General features: G+C 58.7%; 14 protein-coding genes. 7 read left to right on the top strand and 7 right to left on the bottom strand.

What is annotated here, in order from left to right:
* Together ACXAEW_RS22200 and ACXAEW_RS22195 are read right to left on the bottom strand one after the other, a co-directional pair.
* Window positions 1–986: hypothetical protein (locus ACXAEW_RS22200; RefSeq protein WP_474943529.1), on the bottom strand; the 986-nt coding region annotated here is incomplete at its 3' end.
* Window positions 986–1,249, bottom strand: a complete 264-nt coding sequence (locus ACXAEW_RS22195) for a spike base protein, RCAP_Rcc01079 family (RefSeq protein ID WP_474943528.1) — start codon at window positions 1,247–1,249, stop codon at window positions 986–988. The genes ACXAEW_RS22200 and ACXAEW_RS22195, both read right to left, overlap by 1 nt.
* 235 nt (window positions 1,250–1,484) lie before the next feature.
* Between ACXAEW_RS22195 and ACXAEW_RS22190 the strand changes: the two genes are divergently transcribed.
* From ACXAEW_RS22190 to ACXAEW_RS22170, 5 genes are all read left to right on the top strand, one after another.
* Window positions 1,485–2,141: a rhomboid family intramembrane serine protease gene (locus ACXAEW_RS22190; protein WP_474943527.1), complete on the top strand. Its 657-nt coding sequence runs from the start codon at window positions 1,485–1,487 to the stop codon at window positions 2,139–2,141.
* 184 nt (window positions 2,142–2,325) lie between these two features.
* Entirely contained in the window at window positions 2,326–2,802 is a 477-nt protein-coding gene (locus ACXAEW_RS22185; RefSeq protein ID WP_474943526.1) for a UDP-N-acetylglucosamine--LPS N-acetylglucosamine transferase, read from the top strand.
* A complete protein-coding gene (locus ACXAEW_RS22180) occupies window positions 2,799–3,308 on the top strand; it encodes a glycosyltransferase (RefSeq protein ID WP_474943525.1) in 510 nt (169 codons plus the stop codon). Before ACXAEW_RS22185 ends, ACXAEW_RS22180 begins: the two co-directional genes overlap by 4 nt.
* A gap of 542 nt (window positions 3,309–3,850) precedes the next feature.
* Entirely contained in the window at window positions 3,851–4,393 is a 543-nt protein-coding gene (locus ACXAEW_RS22175; RefSeq protein WP_474943524.1) for a VPLPA-CTERM sorting domain-containing protein, read from the top strand.
* A 445-nt stretch (window positions 4,394–4,838) separates the two neighbouring features.
* Window positions 4,839–5,687, top strand: coding sequence for a spondin domain-containing protein (locus ACXAEW_RS22170; protein WP_474943523.1), 849 nt, complete (start codon window positions 4,839–4,841; stop codon window positions 5,685–5,687).
* Window positions 5,688–5,760: 73 nt separating this feature from the next.
* Here the strand turns inward: ACXAEW_RS22170 and ACXAEW_RS22165 are convergent, their stop codons facing one another.
* Genes ACXAEW_RS22165 through ACXAEW_RS22155 form a run of 3 tightly spaced genes read right to left on the bottom strand, consistent with a single transcriptional unit; the run spans window position 5,761 to window position 9,079 of the window.
* Window positions 5,761–6,609 carry a CpsD/CapB family tyrosine-protein kinase gene (locus ACXAEW_RS22165; RefSeq protein WP_474943522.1) on the bottom strand — a complete coding sequence of 283 codons (849 nt, stop codon included), beginning with the start codon at window positions 6,607–6,609 and terminating at the stop codon, window positions 5,761–5,763.
* Window positions 6,610–6,652: 43 nt separating this feature from the next.
* A complete protein-coding gene (locus tag ACXAEW_RS22160; RefSeq protein WP_474943521.1) occupies window positions 6,653–8,218 on the bottom strand; it encodes a GumC family protein in 1,566 nt (521 codons plus the stop codon).
* Window positions 8,219–9,079, bottom strand: a complete 861-nt coding sequence (locus tag ACXAEW_RS22155) for an ExeA family protein (RefSeq protein WP_474943520.1) — start codon at window positions 9,077–9,079, stop codon at window positions 8,219–8,221.
* Between the two features lie 335 nt (window positions 9,080–9,414).
* Here ACXAEW_RS22155 and ACXAEW_RS22150 point away from each other — a divergent pair, with 335 nt between their 5' ends.
* Together ACXAEW_RS22150 and ACXAEW_RS22145 are read left to right on the top strand one after the other, a co-directional pair.
* Window positions 9,415–11,841, top strand: coding sequence for a tetratricopeptide repeat protein (locus ACXAEW_RS22150; RefSeq protein ID WP_474943519.1), 2,427 nt, complete (start codon window positions 9,415–9,417; stop codon window positions 11,839–11,841).
* A 202-nt stretch (window positions 11,842–12,043) separates the two neighbouring features.
* The gene (locus tag ACXAEW_RS22145; protein ID WP_474943518.1) at window positions 12,044–12,544 is read left to right on the top strand and encodes a hypothetical protein; all 501 of its coding nucleotides are present in this window, start codon (window positions 12,044–12,046) and stop codon (window positions 12,542–12,544) included.
* A gap of 5 nt (window positions 12,545–12,549) precedes the next feature.
* Here ACXAEW_RS22145 and xrtD read toward each other — a convergent pair whose 3' ends face one another.
* Both xrtD and ACXAEW_RS22135 read right to left on the bottom strand, forming a co-directional pair.
* Window positions 12,550–14,148, bottom strand: a complete 1,599-nt coding sequence (gene xrtD / locus ACXAEW_RS22140) for a VPLPA-CTERM-specific exosortase XrtD (RefSeq protein ID WP_474943517.1) — start codon at window positions 14,146–14,148, stop codon at window positions 12,550–12,552.
* Between the two features lie 121 nt (window positions 14,149–14,269).
* A complete protein-coding gene (locus tag ACXAEW_RS22135; protein ID WP_474943516.1) occupies window positions 14,270–15,664 on the bottom strand; it encodes a hypothetical protein in 1,395 nt (464 codons plus the stop codon).
* Between the last annotated feature and the right edge of the window lie 19 nt (window positions 15,665–15,683).

The raw sequence follows: 15,683 nt of genomic DNA, 5'->3' as shown, positions 1-15,683 counted from the left end.
ATTGCAAATCCCAGGCCGATAGACGGCGCTCCCCCACCGCCAGAGGCCGAATAGTGATCAAGACTGTTGGCCGGAACGCCAAGGTGCCCGGCCTGCGTGTATTGCAGGGTATGCGCAGGCCAGCCTTCCCCACCGTCTCCAGCCGCTTGCCCGACCATATTGGATTGCCCCATCAAGGCAAACACATGGGTCTCTTGCGGGGCATTCTGCCCCTGTTTGCCAACCATCCATGTTGCGACATCCGACACCCTGCTGTCCGGCAAAGAGGCCGCAAACACGGCCAGCGCATAAAGGCGTCCGGAAAATGGCTGCCCGCCCGTCACCCGGTCAAAGAGCTGGAACCCGGCCCCCGTATCTGCCGGGGTGTTGCCGGGGTTGGCTTCGCTGATCACGGCCTCCTCCTGCCCATCCAGGAACAGCTCCTGCGTCCCATAGGAGCTGCCGGCCTGCCGCCGCCAGCTCACCACCTGGTCCGCATCCGGCAACAGCGGTCCAAACAGCCGGTTGCCGTTGGCATGAAGAAACCCTGTGCTGCTGTCGCGCAGGGCTCCAATCAACGTGCCGGTCGCATTTTCGGTTCCCAGCTGCCACAGCGCCTCCCAGAGCCCTGTCAGCGCCGTCGGGTTACAGGCCGCCGCAATGGTCAGATCGGGGTTCACGCCCAATGTCAGGCGTGACGCAATGGACAGGCGGCTGTTCTCGGCCTGCAGCCAGTGACGGGCGCCATCGGTGCGATAAAGCGGCCTGTCAGCACCGCTGGCAGTCAGATGAAAGCCGTTGCCCGACAGATCCGCAATATGGCCCACCGGATCCCCATCCGCGACCACCGGAACGGTGGCGGCAGCGTCCTGAAACAGGGTGGAGAGGTCGGACACATCCAGCATCACCACAGGCGACAGATCCTGCGGCGAAAAGGGAGGCTCAACAGGTGCCGGATGAAAGACCGAAGTTGCCGCCCCCCCAAGGGCACAGCCAAGCTCCAGCATCACAGCCACCCCACAACTGAAGCAGTTGTGCCCGTGGCCTCGACCCCAACCGCCGAGAACAGCAGGGTTTCGCCCGCGCTCACCGGATAGGTGATCACGGTTCCCTGGCCATCCCGCAGCGCCAGGGTGCCGCTGGACACTATCCGCAGCACCCGTGGGCGCAGCGGCAGATCAACCCCATCTGCGGGTGTGATGGAAAAATGGCGGTCGGCCGGGCTGGTCAAAGTGCGTTGGAAACTGCCAAATGGATCCTGTTGCGGCATGTGATGCTCCTGCTGCTGACAATCTGAAGACCAGGCCAGTCTACATCACCGCGCGGTTGTGTTGCCGGTCGCCAGCCAGCGCCGCACGCGCCGTTTACCACTTGCCAAGACATCGCAGAAACCCTGATGCCGCAAAGGGCTTTGCGCGAGAGGGTGCTTATGATCTAAGCATCTTATGCGTCCGTTTCCTCCAAATCGCCTGCGGCCTGACCGGCAGGCGTCCTCCTCGGATTTTATGACATCACGCCCCGGGCGGCGCGCCCTTGGACTGTGGGGGATTATCGGCCTGTGCTGCCTTGTGGAATGTACGCTCTGGGCAGCAGATCAGGGCTGGATTGGTCAGGCGGACTGGCGCAGCGTGGCCCTGCAGAACGGGGCCTTCTGGACCGGGCTCTTGAACAATTGGCGCTCCAATTACGCCGCGCAGCCCTGGCTGATGTTTGTCACCTACAGCTTCCTGCATGCGGACCTGTGGCACCTGATCGGCAATATGCTGGTGCTGGGATTTTTGGGGCGCTGGGTTGTGGCTCGCAGCGGCCCGGGCGGTTTTTTGCTAATCTATGCGGCCTCTGTGGTGGGGGGGGCTGCTGGCTTTGCCATGCTGACCAGCAGCCCTCAGCCTATGGTGGGGGCTTCGGGGGCGATCTTTGGTCTGATCGGAGCCTGGCAGCTGTGGCAATGGCGGATGCTGGGCGCAGCAGGCGAGACCCGACGCCCCGTCTTCAAACTGATGGTCTGGCTGGTTTTTCTCAACCTTGTCATGGCCGTGCTACAACCCGGTGGTATCGCTTGGCAAACCCATCTGGGGGGCTATATCACCGGTGCCTTGGTCGGCCTGCTGTGTCGCCGTCCGACCGAGATCGATCCAGATCTGCCCCGTCGCCCGCAGTGACACGGCCAACGGACATTCTGGTGACATTCCGGGCATATCAAGCAAACCGCCAAAGAGATTGGAGAGAAAACCGTTTCGTTGCATCTCAAACAAGTATAAATTCTATGTAGACACTCAGGTGCAACCGTGCTCTTGAACAGCCCGCCGTACCGCTCTCCAGTAGTTTTGAAACAGGGTATTTATCGTGACAAAAATTCCCCATGTGCTTGCGATTGCCTCTGCAGGTGGACATTGGGTTCAGCTCAGACGGCTCTCCCCCGCCTGGGTCGGCTGCAAAGTGACATATGTGTCAACGGATCCGCAACTGCGTGACGGGGTTTTGGCCGATCCGCGCAATGCCGCATCTGTTCAGTTCTACGCCGTCAAAGATGCCAACCGCTGGCAAAAGCTGCGGCTGCTGTTTTCCCTGTGCCAGATCATCTGGATCATGCTGCGCAACCGCCCTGATGTGGTGATTACAACCGGCGCGGCGCCTGGGTTCTTTGCGCTGCGCCTGGGGCGTATGATGGGCAAACGCACCGCCTGGATCGACAGTATTGCCAATGCGGAAACCCTGTCCTTGTCGGGGCAGATGGCGGGCGGGCGATGCGATCTGTGGCTCACGCAATGGGAAAACCTGGCCAAGCCCGAAGGCCCTTCGTTTAGCGGGTCTGTCATATGATTTTTCTCACCGTTGGCACCCAACTGCCCTTTGACCGCCTGACGCGCGCCCTGGATGAATGGTGTGCAACACAGGATACGCCCTGCGATGTCTTTGGCCAGATCGGATCGGTCGGGTCAGACAGCTATCGGCCGCAAAACTTTGAATGGGAAGAGAAAATCAGCCCGGATGAGTTCACTCGCAGGGTCAAGAACGCCCGCGTGGTTGTAGGACATGCCGGTATGGGATCCATCATCACCGCCATGACGTTTCGCAAACCCACGCTGATCATGGCCCGCCTGGCCCATCTGGGAGAACATCGCAACGATCACCAGGAGGCGACGTTGCAGCGGTTCAAATCCCGCAACGGCTTGTTTGCAATTGAAACGGCCCAAGATCTGGCACGTGAGCTGGACGCCCTCCTGGCCGCCGATACGCACAACAGCGAAACCGTCGGCACCGGCGTTGCCCCCTTTGCCGAAGAGCGGTTGATCCAGCGCCTCTCCAACTTTATCCACAACGGCTAAACCCTCCCCTGACCGGGGCCGGACAGACCTCTGGAACCGGGCCTCGCAAGGGCGGCTGCCTTTGCTCTCAAGGTGCTGTGGCACACTCTGGCATCTTGACCTTGGACGCGGTTGTCGCGCGCTCGCCCGCCCCTGTCAGCCCCCTGTCAGACAGGGGCCATCCGCTTTGTTCCGGGCCTGTTCCGCAGGCGCTCAGACGCCCATCATATTGAGTTTTACAAAGATAATGCTGGCCAGCAGCAGGGCCGGAGCTGTGCTCTGCTGCACTGCGCTGATTCGGCACTGCAAAAAGAAATGCTGCACCTGCAGTATGCTATTTTCGAAAATGGCAACAATGCGTGAAAATACGCAACATTGTTCGCAATCCAATGGTAACAGCAGTGTAAAAACTGATCAGAATTGGCAACAAACTGATCTGTTCTGACTGCAGAAGAATTTCTACGATTTGCAAACGAATTTTCATTAGTTAATTTACGTACGGAAGACCTTAGCGCGCGCCCGTATTCAGGGGCGTCTTCTTTTTACGAACCTTAGGGGTAATTATGTTGAAAATGCTCAAAGCGGCTGCCGCAGCCGTAACCTTGTCGCTGGCTGCGGTTTCCGCACACGCGGCAACCATCGAGGGCGACCTGACCTTTGCCGGTCTGCTGGTCGTTCCTGACAGCGATTTCTCTGCAACTGGCGGTGTTGATGTTGTTCAAAACATCTCTGCTGTTTTTGATGCAAGCGGCGATCTGGCCGGTGCGACTGTGTCTCCGTTCGACGTTGACTTCAGCGCGCCCGGCACCCTGTTCTCTCTGGACAATGGCATCTCCTTCGTCGCCAGCCTGTTCACCGAGATCCTGGACGGCAGCTTCACCGCTGCTGGCGTTCTGACCGGTGGTATCTTTGACGATACCGCAGCAACCTTCACCCTGAGCACCGTTGACTCGCTGCTGGATGGTTTCCTCGACGTCTATGTCGCGGAAGTCTCCATCGCGGATGCTGCTGTAGCTCCGGTTCCGCTGCCAGCGGCTGGTTTCCTGCTGGTTGGCGCCCTGGGTGGTCTGGCCGCTGCAGGCCGTCGCAAGGCGAAAAAAGCCTAATCGGCTTTTTGCACTGCAACGCAATATGAACGGGGCGCAAAACGCGCCCCGTTTTTTGTGCCTCGCTTTTGTCCCTGCCAAACAGCCCTTATCAATGCACAAAAAACAGGCGATCACCTCTACATTCGGGTGGTTCGGCGGCCTCTGGTCTAGCTTCCCCGCCCGCGTGAATGCGATCAAACCTCTGTGATCCCCCGTGTTCCAAGTGTCGATAGAACTGATCTGTTAACCTTTGGTTAACCACTTTCAGGGCGCGCAAAAATTCTATCTCAGACGTGATCTTCCGTGATCGGGAAACTGGCCAGGGCCGCGGTTTTTGGTCTCCGGGCGGTGCTACAAAACCTTATCTCGGCCCGTTTGCGCCCACACTCTCCTGCCGCTCACAGCAGACAGGGGTGGGCCGGCCGCAGAGCACCTCAGAATGGGTTTCTTACGGAGATAAGACATGAAGATTTTAACCGCGGCCCTGATGACGGCAGCCATGGCGCTGCCTGCATCCGCGACCACCCTGCGTATTACCGTCACCAACACCCAATTGGCCCCAACCGAGGGCGAAGCCGGATTTGCCCTGGCGCCTGTCTACAGCGCCTTTCACGATGGCTCGTTTGATCCGGTTACCGTTGGTGAACGCGTCACGGCCGGAGTCGAAACCTTGGCGGAGCTGGGCAACCCTGCAGCCGTCCGGGCCGAGCGCATCGCGGCCCTGCCGGCCTCCACCGGTACCCCCGTCTCCAGCGGCGCCCTGATTGGCGGTGCCAGTTCCAGCGTTGAAGTCGAGATTACCGATTTCCTCAACCAGCGCTATTTCAGCTTTCTGTCGATGGTGCTTCCCTCCAACGACCTGTTCATCGCCAATGCAGAGGCCACAGCATACAATCTGTTCAATGATGACGGGACATTTATCGGCCCTCGGACCATCTCGGTGACCGGGCTGGACGTGTTTGACGCCGGCACCGAAGAAAACAACGCCGACGTGTCGGGCGGTGCTGCCTTTGTGGCGGGCTCCTCTGCACCGGACGGGGTGGATACCGATGATGTGGCCACCGCAGGCTTCTCCGCGCTGGAGGCCTTCCTCGGCGCAGAGACCCCGGCAGGGTTCTCCATCAGCCCTGAGCTGGTCCCGCCTGGCTTCTTTGCAGATGCAAGCAACGCCGGGATCTTCTCAATCGCTTCGATCTCCATCGAAGAGGTTGTTGCACCGGTCCCACTGCCAGCAGGTGGCGTGCTGCTTCTGTCGGCTCTGGGTGTTGCTGGGGTCTCCTCGGCCCGCCGCAAGACCAAGAAACAAGCCTAAAGGGCATCAGACCACAGTCGCCCGCCAGCCTTATGGCTGGCGGGCCCCCTTCCTGCGCGCAAGGCGGGAAGGGTCAGTAGTATGCGGTGTTGTAATCGTAGGAATACTGAGAATGCCCCATGTGGCGGCATTTGTTCAGCACAACCCCCATGACATTGGTCAACTCGGCCACCTGACGTTCAGCCAGGTCGATTTGCGACATGCGGGTCTCTTCGGCTGCAACCATGATCAGGGCGCAATCCACATTCTGCAAAAAGCCAAAGTTATCATCACTGGCCAGCAGCGGTGGCATGTCAAACAGCATCAGGCTGGGCTGATAGGTCTCCTCGACCTGATCCAAAAGCGCTGTGGTTTGTTTGCTTTGCAGGATTTCAGACGGGTTTTTGACCCGGTTTACGCCGCTCAGGCTAAAGCCCACATTGTTTCCATAGCGCAATCCCTGCTCCGCAAAGGTGACCTGCCCTTCCAGCAGCTCAGACACGCCATGGGTGGGCATCTGCCCCAGCATTTTGGTCAGCCCCGCTCTGCGCATGTCAAAATCGAACGCCAGGACGCGCTGGTCCTGCTGCCGCTCCAGAGAGAAGACAAGATTAAGCGTGGTGGTCGATTTTCCGCAGGCCGCATGCGGGGAGACAATGGCAACCCGGCGCCAGCTGTTTTGCTTGCACAGCTGCAGAACCCGAGTGCGCAGCAGGTCAAACGGCGCGCTCTCGTTCCCTGGTTCCAGGGTGCGAATGCGGTTGCGCACCAGCAGACTGTTGTCGAGCCGCATCTCTGGCAATGCATCCCACGCGGCCCGGACCGCGGCACTCTCCCCGATCGAACCAGTCTGCCGCAGCCCTTGGGGGTCGCGCACCAAAGATCCCTCAGGGTGACCGCGCATGGCGCGGGCTTTTTCAATCGCCGCCTGTAAACGTTCCATCGTTATATCTCCCGCAGAAGGATGCGCTGAGCGATCATACAGATCACCAGCGAACTCCGATTTTGTTCATGATTTTGTCTGCAATCAGATCCAGTGGCAGATAATAAATATGAACCAGATAGATCGCCGCTGGCACCCCAAGGAAAATGACCAGGGCCAACAACATCCGGCGCAGGCTGCGGCGCCATCGCTGACCTTGTGTTTCCACATAAGGGATAGTGGTCAGCGGGGTTACCCCAAGCTTGTTCACGATGTCTTCTGGACGGCGTGGAGCCGAGTTCAGCACTTCCAGCAGCACAATCAGGGCCAGCCCGGCCAGAATGCCAAAGCTGGTGCCCCCGCCGGCAATCAGAACACGGTCGGGTTTGGTGGGCTGGCTGGGCACCGAAGGCTGTTCGATAATCGACAACCGCTGACCGCGGGCACGTGTTTCGATCTGATCCCCGGTCTGCGCCTTGGCCAGACGGTCCTGCGCCTGACTATATTGTTTTTGCAACGCGCCGTATTCGCGCTCCATCTCATCGAGCACGATGGAGGCCTCAGGGGTTTTGGAGATGCTGGCCGCCAAGACCTCCAACCGGGCCTCGGCACGGGCTTTTTGTTCCTGCAAGGCGGCGATGCGGCTGTTTATTTCGCTCAGCTGGACCGACAAAACCGCAGGAATCTGCTCGGACTGTTCGGGCGCCTGCTCCTCTGTATTCTGTGCCGACGCAGCCTCTGCTGCGACGGTGATCTGCTCTTGCAGGTGGTCAACCCGCGCCTGCAGAACTTTGACCCGCGGGTTACTGCTAGAGTAGATGGCCAGAGCATCTGACAGCTCCTGCTGGGCCCGGCGCAATTGCTGCTCCTGTGGCGACAGTTTCCGGTCTTGTGGGGCGTCCACATTGCCTGTCAGCTCATAGAGCTGCTTCAGGCGCTCGCGCTGGCTGTTGAGGTCAGAGACATCCCGGTCCACCTGGGTGATCCGGTCCTGAAAGACGGATTGTTGTGACAGGCGGAATTCCAGGCTTTCCGGCAGGGCATCGCTGTTGGCCTGTTTGAATTCCAAGATCCGCTTGCTTTGTGCATCCAAAGCGCTGCTCAACCGATCCACTTCGCGCACAAAAAACTCCAGGGTTTCGCCTGAGCGACCCCGGCGGAATTCCACATCCCGCGCCTGAATGAGGACCAGATATTCATTGAGCACTTCCGCAGCGATCCGGGCACTGCCGGCTTCGAACTGGACTTCCATAATGGGCGCTTCGCCCCGACGGCGACCACGAATGCGGATGGTGGTACGCGCCCGCATTGCGGCGGCTATCGCATCCGGGCCCATATCATCGATTTTCGGAAACACTTTGAGCTTGTAAGCCACATCCAGCATGTTTTCCCGCGCCAAAAGGTGCTGCTGTACCAGCTGCAACTGCTGGAACGCAGGCGCGCGCACGGTTGACGCCGCCAGCTCTTCCGGAATCTGCGGGCTTTCGACCACCAGCACCGCACGGCTTTCATAGGCCGGGGGCAGGGACATCGCGGCAATCACAGAAGCCGCCGAGATGATCATCGCAACAATCAGAAAATAGGTGAAGCGACGTCGAAAAATCGAAAAGTAGTAACGGATGTTGTCCATTTAGACAGCTTCCTCCTCAGAGGGACGCAGGCGGCGCATATAAACACCGTCATTGAGCAATTGGGTTACAGTGGCCATGCTGACCCGGGTCTCTTCAGCACTCCAGGCATAAAGCAGCGCATAATCACAGATCTGGTTCACCAGACGCGGTGTGCCATTGGTCTCGGCAAAGATCAGATCAAAAACATCCGCGTCAAACTCATCCCCGGTTCCACCGGCCACTGTCAGACGATGGCGGATATAATCCTCCATTGTCTCACGGCTCATTTTGGAGAGGTGGTAATTCGAAGCGATCCGCTGGAACAGCTGCTCCAGATTGGGGTGTTGCACCATGTTGCGCAGCTCAGGCTGTCCCACCAGAATAAGCTGCACCAGCACGTCTTTGTTCGAATTGATATTGGTGAGCATCCGCAGCTCTTCCAACCCTTCCATGGACAGGTTCTGAGCTTCGTCAAAGACCAGAACCACCCGGCGGCCATTGGCGTATTCCGTCAGCAGATGGTCCTGCAGCGCCTGAAACATCTCCACATAGGACGCTTCGGGGCTGACTTTGATATAAAGAGAGTTGAGGATCCACTGGATCAGCTCTCCGCGCCCGCCTTGGGCGTTGGAGGTGAGCCCCACAGTGACATCTTTGCCGAGGCGGGACAAAAGCTCCTGCAACAGCGTGGTTTTTCCTGCACCGATTTCCCCTGTCACCAAGGCAATCGGAGCCTGGGTAAACAAAGCATACTCAAGAACAGCAAAGGCGCGTTTATGCTCTTTGGACCAATAAAGATACGCAGGATCGGGAACGAGTGAAAAAGGACGTTCCTTCATCCCGAAATGGGCCGAGTAGAGAAGATCTGAAGGCGCGCTCATTTTAGCTTAAACATCTAACGAAGGAATTCGGGGACATACCCACTCCACATAAGTCATTCTAGGCAGACAAACAGCCCCTGCCAAAGGTGGCTTCGGTATAGAGGAGTCATGCGGCAATTGCATCACAATTTCAAAGACCTCTTACAAGATTATAGACCATTGCCCGAATTGACGCCAAGCCATGCTGCACCTGCACAGTGCAGGTGAAATCTTTTTTAAACACATAGCAGTGCTGTGCAGAAATGCCTGCTTGCGATAGAAGAGAACAGCCCTCACGGATTCGCTCAGAGTATCCTCGAACCCGAACCGCAAGATTGTAAGGTATTGAGCTAATGTTGAAGCGTTTTATTATAATTGTCTCTTTTATTGCAACAACTTGCCTTTTGGCAGCCTGTGATTCGGCAGAAGAGCGTGCCGAAGAACACTATCAAAAAGGCCTGGCTCTTCTGGAGGAAGGGGACGTTAAGCGCGCGCTGGTGGAATTGCGCAATGTGTTCCAGCTGAATGGCGAACACCGTGAAGCGCGCCTGACATATGCCCGCACGCTGGCCGCGCGCGGCAATCAGGCCGAGGCCTTCTCGCATTATTTGCGTCTGGTGGAACAATATCCCGACGATCTGGAAGGGCGCACCCAACTGGCGCATATGTCAGCACAGTCCAACAACTGGACCGAAGCCGAACGTCACCTGGAGGTGGCCGAACCTCTGGACCCGGACAACCCCCTGCTCAGATCCGTGCGGGTGGGGCTGACATACCGCAATGCCCTGCGTGACAATGACACCGCCGCACAGGCTCAAGCCGCCAAAGAGGCAAATGCGCTGCTTGCAGACGACACCACCCTGCCGGTGGCGCAGATGGTTGCGGTTCAAAGCCTGGTTCGGGCTCAGGATTGGGACGGGGCGCTGGCACTGGTGGATCGCCTGCTTGAGGTTTCGGATACCTTCAACCTGCACCGGCTGCGCCTCAGCATATTGGAGCAGCTGGGAGAACGTGACGCCGTTGCCGACCATCTTCTGCTCATGGTGGAGCGCTTCCCCGAAGCCGGGCTGCACCGGACCCTGATCGCCCGTCTCATTGAGGATGGCCGTTTGGACGAAGCAGACGCCTATTTGCGCAAACGTGTGGCAGAGGCCACCGAAGACAGAACCCAGCCCCGGCTGGAACTGCTGTCCTTTTTGACACGTCAAAAAGGTGTTGAGACCGCGATCGAAGAAATAGACCGCATGCTGGCGGATGACGTCGACAATGCGCTGGTTCTGAAAGCGTTGCGCGCCAATCTGGAATTTGACCGTGGCAACCGCGATCAGGCACTGGCGGCCATGGAAGCCCTGACCAAAGACGCCCCCGAAAGCCGGGAGAGCGGCACCATCAAAGTGCTCTATGCCCGGATGCTGCAAGGGGTGGGCAATCAGGTTGGGGCACGCGCCCAGGTCGAAGAGGTTCTGGAACACGACCCCGGCCAAATTGGCGCGGTCAAGCTCAAGGCCGCCTGGCTGGTGGAAGACGACCGCCCGGGCGATGCACTGGTGGAACTGCGCGCCGCCCTCGACAATGCACCACGCGATCCCGAAATCCTGACGCTGATGGCCCAGGCCCACCAGCGCGCGGGCGATCAGGCCCTGATGGCTGAGATGCTGGCCATGGCGGTTGAGGTCTCGGGCCACCGCCGCGATGAAACGCTGCGCTATGCCGCACATCTTGTCACCGAAGGCAAACTGTTCTCGGCTGAAGAAATTCTGCTGGCGGCGCTGCGCAACCAGAATGACGATCCACAGCTGCTGGCCCGCCTGGGTGAGCTGTATGTCCGGATCGAGGATTGGGGCCGTGCCCGCCAGACCATCACCCGTCTGGAAGAGCTGAACCTCCCCGAAACGAAGCCCATGATCAGCGAGCTGACCGCCCGGCTTCTGGCCGCCCAGAACCGGGCTCAGGATCTGGAAACATTCCTGACGGACCTGACCGAAGGCCAAAACAACTTGGGCGCGGTGGCTGCTGTCATCCGCCTGCACCTGGCCAATGGCGATGTGCAAGGCGCGTTGCAATATTCCAGCTCATTGCTGGCAGATGATCCCAATAACCCCACATTGCGCTTCTTGCAGGCGGGGGTTCTGGCAACCGAAGGGCAGCTGCCCGACGCTGCAGAGATCCTCACCAGCCTGGTGGCCGAATACCCGGCCCATGAACAAAGCTGGTTGTCGCTGTATCGGGTCCAGCGCAGCATGGGGGACCGCACCAACGCCGACGCAACATTGGCGCGCGCCGCCGAAGCGCTGCCACAGAGCGTCAACATCAAATGGGTCCAGGCCAGCGTCGCCGAAGCCGACGGAGATATCGGGACTGCCATCGAGATCTATGAAGCTCTCTATGAGGCCAACAGCAACAACGCGGTTGTTGCCAACAATCTGGCCAGCCTGCTGGCAACCTACCGCGATGATGACGAAAGCCTGCAACGCGCCTATGTGGTGGCCCGCCGTCTACGCAACACCAAACAGCCCGCGTTTCAGGACACATATGGCTGGATCACAACCCGGTTGGGCAATCTGCAGGAAGGGCTGAAATATCTGGTTCCCGCTGCCGAAGCCCTGGAAAGCGACCCTGTGGTACAGTTCCATCTGGCCGAATTGTACCGGATGATGCGTCAAGATCAGGAGGCACTGCCCTATTACCAGCGGGTGGTCGATCTGGTCGACGCCGGAGCCACCCGTCCGCCCTTTATGGAGCAGGTCAACGCGGAAATCGCCCGGATCAGCGCCTCACAATAGGCCCGGTTTCTGACACAGACGATCTGGCCGCGCGCCCGTCTTACTCCGCCTGCTTGACCCTGCCAGCCTGGCCCTGGATGGGCCGGGCTGGGTAAGGCGTGATCACAAAATTGCCTTGATATTTACGCAATTCTCACTGTTGTGCGCGGTATGGTTAACGGAAGATTAACCATCATGCCGCCAGGGGCAGGAGGATCATCAGATGCGATTTAGCCATACGCGCGTTTTTGCTGCCTGCCTGGCTTTGTCTGTGGCCTCTGGTCTGACGACGCCTGCTCAGGCCTCAACCCTGCCCGCACGTCTGGTACCGGATGTGTCGCAGGGGCTGCGCTTTGTGGATTTTACCGCACCTGTCGACTGGGATGGGGCGTACCTCTCAACCAGGGCGCTTTGGCCCCGCCCATGGGCCAACAGCGCACGGTTTACCCAGGCTTTTTCCCATGTTCCCCCCGGCCTTGTGCTGGGGTTGAATGTGATCTTTGACAGCCAGCCCCCCGTACCGCTGGACTGGTTCCTCCCTTTTGCCCCGAACACTGGCAAAGAACAGGATCCGGGGCGCTACCCGTTTCAAATCGGCTGGGAAGGTGGACGGGTCAGCGTTGCAACCCAGGCCACCATTGCCCCGGTGCCACTGCCTTCGGGGTTGCCTCTGTTGGGCGCCGCGCTGGCGGCCCTGTTCGGGCAGCGCCGCCGCACAAGCTGATCGCCTTATTCCGGGACAAATTCCGGCAACCGCTCCAGGCTTTGTTTCATAAAGCCCTGCAGGCGGCGGTCTGCATCTTCGGGGGTTTCCTTTGGGCCGATCGGGGTGACAAACCGCACCATCGCCCCGTCTGTACGCCCCATGGTCAAGCTGTCATAGACCACGCTGGCCTTGGCCTTATAGTCGTTGGTCATCCGCTTGCCGCGCTGTTCAAACCAGTAGTAAACCAGCTGGTGGCTGGTGCCCTTCTGGATCACCGCCCGGTTGACGTTGAACATCCCATAGCCGGTGCCGCTCATGTCGACCTGATACGGCTCCAATGAGAACACCTCCCAGCCGCCCACCGGCAGGCAGACCTCGGGAGAGTGGATGCCGGACCCTTCGGTTTGCTTCTCGTAGAAGGCGACAAAGAAATTGACGTAATTGGCATTGCCGGGCTGGCGGTAGGTCGCGTTGAGGTAATCATCCGCCCCCAGAACCCGTTCGATATCTGCATCCAGCCGCGATGTGGTTCCCGACCAGGCGCCGATCTCACGCGGAAACAGGATGAAACTGCGCCGGTCCAGCGGCACGGTTTTGACATCTCCGACCAGCAGCCAGCCCGCCGAGACGGCTGTTGTCAAGGTCGCTCCAATGCAGAGCGCTGCTGCCGTGCGGATGGCCAGAACCCGCAGGCCGATGGCCCCCAACCCGGAGACATCCAGATCCACCGCCTCGGAGAGGGGCAGCGGATTGGGCGTCAGTCGCTGCAGGCAAACCGCCATGGTAAACAGGATGGCAATACAGCAGATAAAGATCACCCAGCCCTCAAAGAAATGCAAAAACCCTTCGGCCTGCTCGATCCCGTAATTGTCCACCAGCACCCCAATGATCCCGATACGGACAGAATTCATCATCACAGTGATCGGCGCGGCAGACAGCAACAGCACCGCCTTGTGCCAAAGGGGACCGCGATAAAGGATCGCAAAGAGGTACGAGAACGACAGGATCGGGAACAGGTAGCGCAGGCCGGAACAGGCTTCGGCCACCTGCAGCTTATAGACGCCGAGGTCGATAATATTGCCTTCCAGGAACACCGAAACCCCTGCCTGGCGTACAATCCAGACACCAATTTCAGAGGAGATGCCCTGCAAGAAGATGGTCAGCTTCCAGTAGATAAACTGGGGCAGGGGCAACATGAAGATCAGGTGAAACACCGGCAGCTGATGCTGAATGCCCCGTTTCCAGCCAAAGGCGGTCAGCACCACGCCCCCGGTCCAGATGATCAGCGCATAACAGACAATGTCAGGGATGCGGGTCAGGTTGCCAAAAACCGCAAGGACCAGGCCAAAGATGATCACCGCAACGCCGGGCCAGCGGTCTGTGACATCTAGATCGGGGAGCGGCTTGGAGCGCAGTTCACGCAGAAACAGATAGAGCGAGATAACCGGGATCAGCGGACCGTGGCTGTATTCAGGCGTCAGCCAGGCCTGCACAAGCGAGACCAGCCCGATCCAGAACACCGGGATCGACCCCAGGATCAAAAGAACAAACCACCCCAATCCAAACGGATTGATGGACACGCTGGACAGCGATAAAACAGATGTTCTATTCAAAAGAGCCATATCCCAAAAAATCCACACATTACAAATCGGTCAGCGGCACGAATGTACAAAAGCCGCACTCTGGATAGTTGTCTTTTACAGCAAGCCGCAGCTGTTGCTAAGTCTATGCCTCTGTATCTGATTAATTCAGGCCGCCAAAGTCACGTCTTAGTGTGAAAAACAAGGCGTTTGAATGCCCCGAGCTACCGGTATCGCGGCGTGTATGGCGATATTGATAGCCCGTCACCAGGTTCCAGTCGTCGGTTACCCGGCGGTTCAACGACACGTCAAAGCTTGTCCGGCGCCGGTCTTCTTCGTCAACGGGGCCGTTCAGCTCGGAAATCTCCGCATAGCGAAAGCCCAGAGACAGGCTGGAAACCTCGGTCAGCGACAGCCCGTAATTCAGGTTCAGCCGCGTGGTTTCGGTCACTTCAGAGCTGGTTGTGCTCACAGAGGCGCTGCGCGACAGCACTGCGGTGAAATTGGATCGTTCGTTTTCCTTGTTCCAGCGGATCGCACCAATAGGGCGCAGGCTGCTTTCGCTGCCATCGCTGGTGCCGACCATGATGGTCAGGTCGCCATCGGGCAAATCAAAGGCGCGTTCGAGCTCAAAGGTGCTGCGCCGCCCATCCTGGGTGATGTTGGAGTTGTAACTGGTCTCCAGAGAGCCATTGGGCAGATCCCGGGTCCAGGAGATATTATAGATGGTGCCATCATCGACGTCTTCCACACCGGGCAGGGTGTCAAAGGTCTCCACCACTTCGCTTCGTCCGACATCCAGCGACAGTCGGGAGATTGGCGAAAACGCATGGCTGAGGCCAATGGTCAGACGTTCTGTGTCACGTTCTGTCCCTTCGGCATCCTCGGCATCATAGCGACCGTTGAAATAGCTCAAACGTGCATTGGTCCGCCCCGACAGACGCCAGGGCAGGGTGACGGTGACATTGCGCGTCTCTGTGTCAAACCGATCCGGGTCGGTTGTCCCGCTGTATCTCACATCGCGCTGGCTCAGCTGCAGACGCAGCCCCAGCACAGACTGCAGACCTGTTTCATAATTCAGGTCGGTCCGCGTCACATTGCGGCTACCGGTGTTTTCCCCCAGATCCTCTTCGGAGATCTCATCCGCTTCCAGCGGGTCATTAAACAGCAGATCCGTCCGCACGTACTGCGATTGCAGCTGCAGGCGCGCATTGACCCCCTCGCGCAGATAATCGGCGGAGATATCCGCATCGCTCAACCCGGTCTCACGGCCCAGAACCGGGTCATCCTGAATCCGGAACGCCCCGCTGCCGCGCAGCGTCAAAGAATGGGCCTCGCGGCCAAAGCGATAGCCAAAGTCCACATTTGTGTCGGCAGAGCTTGTGGTCCCGACGGACTCCTCGTTCAACCGGATATTGTCCGTAACACGCAGGCTTTGGGACACTGTGATCCCAAAGTTCTTCTCTGCCGCATTTTCCTGTGACCCGGCCGATCCCCCGATCAGACAGGCTGCAGCAGAAAGAAAAACGGCCCGGGGAACGAACCGTTTGTAACACATAAAAACCATCCCGGGACCC

This window comes from Epibacterium sp. ABZ3_068, from assembly GCF_056159265.1.
This window is presented reverse-complemented; position numbering and strand designations above follow the sequence as displayed.

What these genes read in the sequence shown, in the direction of transcription:
- ACXAEW_RS22145 (WP_474943518.1), top strand. Translation starts at nt 12,044, where the DNA reads ATGCGATTTAGCCATACGCGCGTTTTTGCTGCCTGCCTGGCTTTGTCT.
- ACXAEW_RS22195 (WP_474943528.1), bottom strand. Translation starts at nt 1,249, where the DNA reads ATGCCGCAACAGGATCCATTTGGCAGTTTCCAACGCACTTTGACCAGC.
- ACXAEW_RS22180 (WP_474943525.1), top strand. Translation starts at nt 2,799, where the DNA reads ATGATTTTTCTCACCGTTGGCACCCAACTGCCCTTTGACCGCCTGACG.
- ACXAEW_RS22190 (WP_474943527.1), top strand. Translation starts at nt 1,485, where the DNA reads ATGACATCACGCCCCGGGCGGCGCGCCCTTGGACTGTGGGGGATTATC.
- ACXAEW_RS22155 (WP_474943520.1), bottom strand. Translation starts at nt 9,079, where the DNA reads ATGAGCGCGCCTTCAGATCTTCTCTACTCGGCCCATTTCGGGATGAAG.
- ACXAEW_RS22165 (WP_474943522.1), bottom strand. Translation starts at nt 6,609, where the DNA reads ATGGAACGTTTACAGGCGGCGATTGAAAAAGCCCGCGCCATGCGCGGT.
- ACXAEW_RS22135 (WP_474943516.1), bottom strand. Translation starts at nt 15,664, where the DNA reads ATGTGTTACAAACGGTTCGTTCCCCGGGCCGTTTTTCTTTCTGCTGCA.
- ACXAEW_RS22175 (WP_474943524.1), top strand. Translation starts at nt 3,851, where the DNA reads ATGTTGAAAATGCTCAAAGCGGCTGCCGCAGCCGTAACCTTGTCGCTG.
- xrtD (WP_474943517.1), bottom strand. Translation starts at nt 14,148, where the DNA reads ATGGCTCTTTTGAATAGAACATCTGTTTTATCGCTGTCCAGCGTGTCC.
- ACXAEW_RS22160 (WP_474943521.1), bottom strand. Translation starts at nt 8,218, where the DNA reads ATGGACAACATCCGTTACTACTTTTCGATTTTTCGACGTCGCTTCACC.
- ACXAEW_RS22170 (WP_474943523.1), top strand. Translation starts at nt 4,839, where the DNA reads ATGAAGATTTTAACCGCGGCCCTGATGACGGCAGCCATGGCGCTGCCT.